The organism is Skermanella aerolata KACC 11604 (assembly GCF_000936425.1).
Lineage (GTDB): Bacteria > Pseudomonadota > Alphaproteobacteria > Azospirillales > Azospirillaceae > Skermanella > Skermanella aerolata.
Window position 1 is genome coordinate 1 of sequence record NZ_AVFK01000128.1, and the last position, 2869, is coordinate 2869.

General features: G+C 66.6%; 3 protein-coding genes. All 3 read left to right on the top strand.

Translation table 11 applies throughout. The features are described from left to right. The coding region (locus N826_RS38550) for a type IV secretion system protein (protein WP_044437848.1) at positions 1-615 on the top strand (615 nt) is incomplete at its 5' end. Then, positions 615-1634 (top strand): TrbG/VirB9 family P-type conjugative transfer protein, encoded by a 1020-nt coding sequence (locus tag N826_RS38555; protein WP_044437850.1) that lies wholly within the window; start codon positions 615-617, stop codon positions 1632-1634. The genes N826_RS38550 and N826_RS38555, both read left to right, overlap by 1 nt. Beyond that, positions 1634-2743, top strand: coding sequence for a TraB/TrbI/VirB10 family type IV secretion system protein (locus N826_RS38560; RefSeq protein WP_044437852.1), 1110 nt, complete (start codon positions 1634-1636; stop codon positions 2741-2743). The genes N826_RS38555 and N826_RS38560 overlap by 1 nt, the downstream gene beginning before the upstream one ends. Positions 2744-2869: the final 126 nt, after the last annotated feature.

Here is a 2869-nt window from a genome sequence, read left to right on the forward strand (position 1 = left end):
GCCTTCGCCGGGATCGTCTTCATCGCCGTCGCCGAAGCCGCCGTCATTTGCTACCTGCTGCCGCTCAAGGAAATCATCCCGATCACAACCCACGTCCGCGACGACGGAACGACGACCACGGCCGTCAAGTGGGAGTCTCTGCCCAAACCCGTCCGTGAGGACGTCACGGTCAATGTCGTCTGGAGCTATGTGCAGCAGCGCGAGAGCTGGTCGGCCGGCAACGCCGGATGGGCGTGGACGATGGTCTCGGCCCTGTCGGCGCCGAAGGTTCGCGAGAGCTTCCAGAACTGGTATCGCGCCGACAATCCGCAAAGCCCGGCGCAGATCTACAGGGATATGACGATCGAGGCGAATTTCGTCCGATGGGAGCCGATCTGCCCGATCGAGAAAGCCTGCATCGCCGACGGCCCTCCCGCCTATCGCGTCTGGTTCGACCGGGTCGAGACGCTGCCGGACGGCAAGCGGATGCCACCGGTTCGCTATGCCGCGACAGTCGCCATCAAGCGGAACGTCGAACTTCCACAGGACCGGATCTGGCAGCGCTGGACCTTCAACGCCCCGCAGATCCAGGTCATCGAGTACGCAGGCGCCCAGCGCGAGGGAGTCAGCAGGTGATGAACAAAGCACCCCGGATCTGTTCGATGGCAGCCGTGGCACTGGCCCTGATGTCCTCGGCCGCCACCGCCGCCGAAGTCCCGCAGCCGTGCGGGCCAGATCCGCGCGAGCGCTGCATCGCCTACGATCCGAGCCAGATCGTCAGCCTGTTCCTGGTGCCCGGCGCCACGACCACTCTTCAGTTGCCTGACAATGAAGTCGTCTACAGCGTCGGCACATCAGATAACGAGATCATCAGCGGCAAGCCGCCGGTCGAACGGGTCGCCACCGGCCAGTCCGCCACCGCCGACGACAACCTTCAGATTCACATGCCGGGCTCCGACGCCAATCCGTCGAAGTTCCTGATGGTCAAGGCGCTGCGCCACCTCGAGCCGCAGCCGTTCACCGTCATCGGCGTGTGGACGAACCCGGTCACCGGCAAGCAGGAACATCGCCGCCATTCCTTCGAACTCAGCACCATCCCCGGCGGTCCGCAGGCGCCTGACACCTTCTTCTCCGTCGTCTTCTCCGACCCCGTCGCTTCGAAGATCCTCAGGGAAGCCGAGCGGAAGGAGCGGCAGAAACTCTGGCAGGAAAAGCAGGAGAAACTTCAGGCACAGGCCGTAGCCGACCGGCTGACGCAGGTTCAGCAGTCCGTCCTCGCCCACAACGTCGCCTATGACGGCCAGGGCACCGACGCCGACCGCATCGCCCTGGCGCCGACGGCGCCGGCCGGGCTGGATGCGATGTGGGACGATGGCCAGCGCACGTACCTGCGCTATCCCGGCAATCGCCCCGTGCCCCTGGCCTACCAGGTCATGCCCGACAGTTCGGAATCCGTAATCGGCCAGAGCACCGTGGTCGACTCAGCGACCAGGGGCAGCCTGCTGATCATCCACGGCGTCGTGCCGATGCTCCGGCTGCGCGACGGCAACTCCGTGCTCTGCATCACGAACAACGCCTATGATCCGGTTGGACATCGGACGGGAACCGGCACCGTCGACCCTGGTGTCGTGCGCCAGATCAGGAGCGGCTCATAATGCTCGGGAACACCATCACTCCGCAGACCGATGCCACGACGTCGCAGATCGCCGGACCCAGGGAGAGCAGGAAGAAGAAGCTCGGCAAGGCGCTGCTGGGCACCGTCACCATCATCGCCGCCGGCTGGTTCATCCTGACCGACAGCCCGCCGCCGCCAGTCGAAGCCGACCGCGGCACCGTCGCCCGCAACGGTGAGATCGGCAGCGCCTTCGCGCCAATCCCGCCCTCAGCGCCGCCGACAGCACCGGCCGCCTTGAGGCCGCCCCTGCCGCCGGCAAGGCCGACAGGCACGGGCATGCCGAGCGTGCCCAGCGTCCTGGCTCGACCTGTCGTTCGGCCGCCGATCTCGGCATTGCAGACGAGCGGAGGACTCAGGACCGCCGCGCCTCCCACCGCACCGGCGCCGTCTACCGAAGGCGGCGTCGACAGCATCTCCGCCCTGAACGGCGGCGGTAGTGATCGGCTGGACGAAGGTCTCGGGGCAGGACGCGACGGCGGTACAGTTTCCGCAACGATGCTGCCGGACCGCAACCTGTTCATGACGATGGGGACGCCGATCCCCTGCATCCTGGAGCAGCCGATCAACACGCAGGTTCCCGGCCCATTCCGATGCAAGGTTCGCGGTCCGGTCTACAGCACGTCCGGCGCGGTGCCGCTGCTGGACGATGGCACCTGGGCGTTCGGGCGCGTCGCCCAGCACCTGGAGCGCGGGATGGATCGCGCGTTCGCCGTGGTCACCCGGCTGGAGACGCCGCAGGGCTGTCTGATCAAGTTGCGGGCCTCGCTGGCTGACCAGCTTGGAACCCCCGGCATCGACGGCGAGGTCGACACCCACTTCTTCGAGCGGTTCCGTGGCGTCGCCATGATCGCCCTGCTCGATGCCGCCGGCCAGGCCGCCGCGATCGGCGCGTCGAACGCCATCGGCGCCGACAGCGGCATTTCCTTCAACCAGTTCCAGAGCGGTTCCAAAAACTTCGCTCAGGGGAGTTACGGCGACGACATCGACATCCCCCCGACGCTACGCCGGGCGCAGGCGCCGCAGGTGCTGATCATGGCCATGGACGACATCGACATGCGGCCGTGCTTCTCGCTGACGATGGCCCGCTAACCCGACCGCCGAAGGACACGGACATGAACCACCATCACGCGGCCCTTCCCCTGCTCGACTTCGCCCTCGCACCGTTTGCCGAGTTCATGGCCGACGACACGGTCGAGGACATCATCATGAACCGGC